Source organism: Candidatus Contendobacter odensis Run_B_J11 (genome assembly GCF_000531125.1).
Taxonomy (GTDB): domain Bacteria; phylum Pseudomonadota; class Gammaproteobacteria; order Competibacterales; family Competibacteraceae; genus Contendibacter; species Contendibacter odensensis.
On sequence record NZ_CBTK010000147.1, the window covers coordinates 1 to 5,216 of the forward strand.

Sequence of the window (5,216 nt, forward strand, 5' to 3'; positions counted from 1 at the left end):
TGCGCGTTAGGGATCACGCCTGATCCCTATGTCGCCTCACGTACCTTTGTTGGGATAAACCCAGAGATGTTGAACGGCGGATTGGCCAGGATGAACTGGGCTTTCAGGTCAGGATGCAGGTCGCGGGCGAAGCTATCAGCGGGTTCCTTGCCCAAATTGAAGTCCATCCCCCGAATCGCCAGATTCATCGCCGCCAACCGCCAAGTGGTTGGGTTCGATTCCTGCCCGTAAATGGAAATATCGCCAAAATGGCCGCCGTGGTTTTCCACAAATTTTTCCGATTGAACATCCCGCCCGACCCGCAGCACGGGTCATAGACCTTGCCCTTGTGCGGCGACAGCATCGCGACCAGCACTTGCACCACCGACGCGGGCGTATAGAATTGCCCACCGCGCTTGCCTTCCGCAGCGGCGAACTGACCGAGAAAGTATTCATACACTTGGCCGAGAACATCTTGAGCGCCATCGCCGGATTGAAAGCCGATAGTGCTGATCAGATCGACCAGTTCCGCCAGCTTGGCTGGTTCCAGCGCGGCGCGGGCAAAGCGTTTATCCAGCATTCCTTTTAGACGGGGATTATCGGTTTCAATCGTCACCAAAGCGTCGTCAATGATCTTGCCCAACGTCGGTTGGTCGGTTGCTTGGCTTGGTTGCGGATCGTCTCCCACCGGGCCGATTCCGGCACCCAAAACACATTCGCTTCCAGGTAGTAATCCCGCTCTTCTAATTCGATAGCGCGTTCGGCGAGGTCGTGGATATGGTAATCGTCGTCCTCGTCGGCGAACCGGCGCGTTAAGTTCTCCCGCCGTGCTTGGAACGCATCGGAAATGTACTTGAGGAAGATCAGGCCCAGCGCGAGATGCTTATATTCCGCTGCGTCCATATTGGAGCGGAGCTTGTCAGCGGTGGCCCACAGCGTCTTGCGGTAGTCGTTCAGGTTCATTAGCCGCTTTTGATGAAAATTACAATTCATTAAAACCGTGTTTACGACGACGGAAATTGCTTTTCCAGCAACTCCCGGACTTGATCCGCCATTTTCACGCCCCGGAGCGCACACTGGCTCTTGATCCGGGTGTGCAGACTGAACGGGATGTCGATAGTCAATCGCTTCATGTTTTCCGTTTCCCGGTTCTTCACCCATTCATCAATCTGGGGAACCTCTGCCCGCGCTGTAGCAGGCTTGACCCCCAAAGCAACTTTCTTGTTCATCGGCCTGACTCCGTATCAAAATCCAGCAGTTCCTCGGCCAGAGCCATGATCTCGCGGCTGGCCTGACTGGTGGGGTCATTTTCAAGGACGGTGCTACCGGTCGCCGCACTCTCAGCAAAAGCGACCCGCTGGCTGATGTGCGCAGACAAAACCGGGATGTTATAGCCCGCCAGGGCCTCGGCCACGTCGCGGCCAATGGCTGTATTTACGATTCTACGATTGATTACAAATGCGCTTTTAATGGCTTCATGGTAGATGGCCGCTTCACCGATTAAATCCACAATGTCCTTGGCCGCCCAGACATCGTAAGGCGAGGGCTGTACCGGGATGACCACAACATCCGCCGCCATAATCGCGGAACGGGCCAGATCGTTAACCCTCGGCGGGCCGTCAATGAGGATGTGGTCATAGTGCGGAAGGTGGGCCGGGATTTCCTTGTGCAGCGTGGCCTTGGGAAACCCAATGACCGGGAACAACACGGCGGCTACCCGACACGCCGCCCAATCGAGGGCGCTACCCTGGGGATCAGCGTCAATCAACAGAACTTTAGCACGGTGGCGGGTCAGCGCCGCTGCCACATGCACGGCCAAGGTCGTTTTACCGACGCCGCCTTTCTGATTCAAAAACGCCAGTACCATCCGTCTGTATTTCCATTTTTGCGGCTTTACGGTTAATCGTAAAACTGGATAACCTGAAGGTCAATACCCTGCCTCTCCGGTTAGCGGTCTTTGTGGGCGGCTTTTTTGCGGCAGAAGGCGATGAACGCTGCATCAGGCCGCTTGGGCGGTTCCTTTTTGGCGATCCACTCGCGCCATTGTCTTTCCAGTTCGTAGACATCCCACCCCGGTGCAGCTTTCTTTGCGCGTTCATAGGTGGCAGTTTTCAGATGTGGTCCGTCTATCAGTGGCAGGGGCGTAAAAAGCGGTTCAGGAGTGGGCGGATTCTTGAGCCGGGGGAGTGCCGAGGGGAGTCGCCCAACGTGGGGCTTGCTGGGTTTGAGCAGCAGACCCCGTTCTCCATCCTCAACATGGGCTTCCGGGTAAATCACGAGAACGGCCAATAAGTGTTCCAGAAAAGCCGACTTGAAGTCCCTTTCACGTCCATATTCCGCCCCAAACTGCATTTGCAGGGCAGACCACGGGATTTCCGTAGGCTTGCGCAGATAAGACAAGCGATAGGTTAGCCAGCAGTAAATATCCAAAGCCATTGGCGACCGCTTGAGTGCCTTGAGCGCCCGCATATCGACCGGGACAGGGTTTTGAACGATGCCCTCAAAAAAATCTGTGCTGAGTGTCACCGTGGATTTCCAGAGTGGAGCTTGCACAGGAGATTTGGGATGCCACCAGAGCCTATATTCTTTTGCGATGGTAAACCCGGTGCCAACGCTGGCTCCTCCCACTTCATCGTGATACCGGCAGGACACCGAGCAGGAAAATAACCGCTCCGTCTGCTCTTTCAATCTCGTGATGCTTCCCCACTGCCCCCCAGTAGGCGCAAGCCCTAGTTCCGCCATGAAGGCGGACAGAGACGGCCCCAGTTCCAGCTTGGGGGATTTCGTGCGGACAGCCTCAGTGGTTACCCACGACACCAGTAGCCGAGGAAGTGATCCGTAAGGTAATCCCACGCGGGGATGGGCGAGCATAGCTAGGCTGAAATTCCCATTTTCTCGCACGAAAACAGGGTCGATCAGCTTACGGTGCGGCATAGTGGCTTGCGTCAATGCACGGGCCATGAAGCCTATGGAACCGGCCTGCTTCGCTTCTTCTGCCTCGATTGCCAATGCTTCTTGGATGAGTTTTTCGATGTTGTCGCGCATGTCGTATTTTTCCAACAGCCCCATTTCAGAGTGGAGGTCAAAGTTATCCACAAAATGGAGCTTTTTGGGAAGTGTTTTACGCATAAACGGTCGCGCTTAATGAGCCAATCTACGCATAAACGGTCGCGCTTTTACGCATAAACGGTCGCGAATGGCCTCTGTAATAAATTGATTATAAATGGTTTTTCGTCCCTATCCTTTAACACCCTGTATGTATAAAAACACCTGTATGTCATGCTCAAAATTTGAGCAACTTTGCCGCAGCAAAAAACGGGTCGCTCGGCAAGACCCCAAAAAGACAGTTCGGTATTACGAAAAACCCCAAAGACGGTTCGGCAGGAGCAAGGGAGATCGAACCGACCGCAACCCAGAATCGGCTAAACCCCAAAGACGGTTCGGCAGGAGCAGGGGAGATCGAACCGACCGCAACCCAGAATCGGCTAAACCCCAAAGACGGTTCGGCAGGAGCAAGGGAGATCGAATCGACCGCAACCCAGAATCGGCTAAACCCCAAAGACGGTTCGGCAGGAGCAGGGGAGATCGAACCGACCGCAACCCAGAATCGGCTAAACCCCAAAGACGGTTCGGCAGGAGCAAGGGAGATCGAATCGACCGCAACCCCACTCCGCCCTAGACCGCATAGAAGCCGTTCTGAGGCATTATCGTTCAGGATGGTGTCTTGACCTTAAATCTCAATCAAGCCCGCTGTAATGGCTTGGTTGGTGCGTTTACCACGGTGTTCGGCATCGTGGGGTACACCGCGACTAGCGGGCGGGATGCTCACCGCAACTTGGATAAAAGCCGTTGCCGCTGCTTATGGCTGGACAGGTGATTTAAGCGGTTGCTGATATTGAATGCAGAACGGGCAGGGGCTTAATGCCTGGCTGGAATCCATGAGACTAGTGGGCTGCCGCAAAAGTTTTGATAGGTTGGGGTGATAACCTATAGTGGGGTCAACCGGAGGAAACCCCATGGCCCACAAAGACTTGGTTGACCTCACTGATGATGAGCAGGGCTACCTGCATGAGGTTATCGGCAAAGGTAAAACGATGGCGCGCCGGGTCGCGCGTGCCCATGTCTTACTACAAGCTGCCACTGGGGCGACCGACGCGGAGATCGCTGTGACCCTCCACCTCGGCATTGCGAGTGTGCATCGGATCCGCCAACGCTTTGTCGACGAAGGGCTAACGGCGGCGTTAAGCGAACGGCCGCGCATCGGGTCGCCACCGGTATTGACGGGCAAACAAGCGGCCTTTCTGGTCGCTTTGGCCTGTAGTACGCCGCCTGCGGGTCGCCATCGGTGGACCTTGAAACTGGTAGCGGATCGCTTCGTCGAATTACGCCAAATTGACATGATTTCTCCAGATACCGTCGGTCGAGTACTAAAAAAAACGACCTCAAACCGTGGCAGCGTCAAGAAGGGTGTATTCCCAGCGTGAGTCCCGACTCTATCTGGCATCTGGAAGAGGTGTTGGATCTGTATGCAGAACCGGAAGATCCCCGGTATCCGCAAGTGTGTTTTGATGAAAGTCCGGTGCAGTTAACCCGTGAAACCCGTCAGCCCCTGCCGGCTCAACCCGGCCAACCTGCCCGTTATGACACTGAATATAAACGTGAGGGTACCGCTAATCTGTTTTTATTTGTCCAACCCCTGCGCGGTTGGCGTCACGTCAATGTCACTCACCAGCGGACCAAACCCGATTTTGCCCAGCAAATGCGCCTGCTGGTGGATGAGTATTTCCCGACGGCCGAACGCATCCGCTTGGTCTTGGATAATCTCAATACCCACACCCCGTCCGCTTTGTATGGCGTCTTCCCGCCCCATGAAGCACGCCGGATTACTCGCAAACTTGAGTTTCACTACACCCCCAAGCATGGCCGTTGGCTCAATATGGCGGAGTGTGAATTTGCGGTACTGGCGGGTCAGTGTCTGGATCGTCGTATCCCCCATATCGAGGGCTTGCGCGAAGAGATCGCCGCTGGGCAAGGTTCTCGCAACCCACTCCAGACCAAAATCCACTGGCAGTTCAGCACAGATAGGGCTCGGACCCAACTTAAACGCCTCTACCCTGCCGTGGAGTCTACCCCAAACTTGGCTACGTCAGCCGAGACTTAGAGACTGTCTAAAAATTAAGACATTGAATTTTAGTATGTTTTTTGCAAAAATAAGGGGTGAAAGTGGGGCGGAAATA

4 protein-coding genes and 1 pseudogene are annotated in these 5,216 nt (G+C 54.9%); 1 reads left to right on the plus strand and 4 read right to left on the minus strand.

Features of this window, described 5'->3' with window-relative positions; translation table 11 throughout:
• Positions 1 to 62: 62 nt before the first annotated feature.
• The 4 genes and pseudogenes from BN874_RS10690 to BN874_RS10705 all read right to left on the minus strand — a co-directional run.
• Positions 63 to 942, minus strand: a pseudogene (locus BN874_RS10690) (class I SAM-dependent DNA methyltransferase); the annotation flags it as partial.
• Between the two features lie 41 nt (positions 943 to 983).
• Entirely contained in the window at positions 984 to 1,208 is a 225-nt protein-coding gene (locus tag BN874_RS10695) for a hypothetical protein (protein WP_034433022.1), read from the minus strand.
• Positions 1,205 to 1,846, minus strand: a complete 642-nt coding sequence (gene parA, locus BN874_RS10700; RefSeq protein WP_034433024.1) for a ParA family partition ATPase — start codon at positions 1,844 to 1,846, stop codon at positions 1,205 to 1,207. Before parA ends, BN874_RS10695 begins: the two co-directional genes overlap by 4 nt.
• An 80-nt stretch (positions 1,847 to 1,926) precedes the next feature.
• Positions 1,927 to 3,108, minus strand: a complete 1,182-nt coding sequence (locus tag BN874_RS10705; protein ID WP_320411468.1) for a replication protein RepA — start codon at positions 3,106 to 3,108, stop codon at positions 1,927 to 1,929.
• 887 nt (positions 3,109 to 3,995) lie between these two features.
• Here BN874_RS10705 and BN874_RS23560 point away from each other — a divergent pair.
• A protein-coding gene (locus tag BN874_RS23560) for an IS630 family transposase (protein ID WP_230314403.1) occupies positions 3,996 to 5,140 on the plus strand; the annotation gives its coding sequence in 2 pieces (ribosomal slippage) (positions 3,996 to 4,416 and positions 4,416 to 5,140; 1,146 coding nt in all).
• Positions 5,141 to 5,216: the final 76 nt, after the last annotated feature.

Coding starts and splice junctions, on each gene's coding strand:
- BN874_RS10705 (WP_320411468.1), bottom strand. CDS start 3,108: ATGCGTAAAACACTTCCCAAAAAGCTCCATTTTGTGGATAACTTTGAC.
- BN874_RS10695 (WP_034433022.1), bottom strand. CDS start 1,208: ATGAACAAGAAAGTTGCTTTGGGGGTCAAGCCTGCTACAGCGCGGGCA.
- parA (WP_034433024.1), bottom strand. CDS start 1,846: ATGGTACTGGCGTTTTTGAATCAGAAAGGCGGCGTCGGTAAAACGACC.